Genomic DNA, 1,063 nt, shown 5'->3' on the forward strand with positions numbered 1-1,063 from the left:
AATCACAAAGCCTTAACCTAATATAATTTCAAAAATTAATATGAAACTAAAATTTTTAATGTGTTTAACCTGTGTTTTTATTTTGCAATCGTGCAAGAAAGACACCGCTGTTAAAACACTATATATCTCGCATAATGCGCAATCTGCACACCCCGTACATAAAGGTCTTTTAACCCTTCAAGAAGTTTTAAAAGAAAAATCTAATGGGACATTAGTTGTTAAGATTTTTCCTGATGCGCAATTAGGTTCTGAGCGCGAGGTTTTAGAATTGTTGCAAATAGGTAGTGTTGCTATTGCTAAGGTAAGCGCTGCGACCTTATCTAATTTTGTGCCGGAATATAATGTCTTAGCAATCCCTTATATATTTAGAGATAAAGCACACAAATTTGCTGTTTTAGAAGGGCCTGTAGGTAAAGAAATTCTAGAAAAAGGAAGTGACTTTTGGTTACGAGGTTTATGTTATTACGATGCTGGTAGCAGAAGTTTTTATACAAAAAATAAAGCGATTCGTACACCAGACGATTTAAAAGGATTAAAAATCCGTGTTATGAACGACCAGATGTCCATAAACATGGTAAATGCATTGGGAGGTTCTGCAACGCCAATGGCGTATGGTGAATTATACACAGCAATCCAGCAAGGTGTTGTAGATGGTGCCGAAAATAATGCCCCGTCATTTGTGTCATCTAATCATTTTGAAGTTAGTAAATATTACACTATCGACGAACATTCTTCGATTCCAGATGTTATGGTAATTAGTACAAAATGGTGGAATACCTTAACAACTCAAGAACAACAGTGGTTACAAGAAGCTGCAGATGCTTCAGCAATAGCTCAAAAAGATTATTGGAATGCCTCTGTTATAGAATCTATGGAAATCGCTAAAGCGTCTGGTGTAGAAATTATTATTCCAGATAAAACGTTGTTTGCAGACAAGACAGTACCTGTTATGGAAACTTTTGTTGAAGAATACCCCGCACTTGCGCCACTTGTTAATCGTATAAAAGCCGTTAAATAATATGAAAATAGATACTTTTTTTAATCGGATGGAAACAGTGATGGC

1 protein-coding gene is annotated in these 1,063 nt (G+C 35.6%); it reads left to right on the top strand.

The genetic code is table 11. The features are described 5' to 3' along the window. Positions 1 to 40 precede the first annotated feature (40 nt). On the top strand, positions 41 to 1,018 hold the full coding sequence (locus tag R6X41_RS19735) for a TRAP transporter substrate-binding protein (protein ID WP_318502075.1): 978 nt from the start codon (positions 41 to 43) through the stop codon (positions 1,016 to 1,018). Positions 1,019 to 1,063 lie beyond the last annotated feature (45 nt).

Source organism: Formosa sejongensis, from assembly GCF_033447105.1.
Taxonomy (GTDB): Bacteria; Bacteroidota; Bacteroidia; order Flavobacteriales; family Flavobacteriaceae; genus Formosa.

What these genes read in the sequence shown, in the direction of transcription:
- R6X41_RS19735 (WP_318502075.1), top strand. Translation starts at nt 41, where the DNA reads ATGAAACTAAAATTTTTAATGTGTTTAACCTGTGTTTTTATTTTGCAA.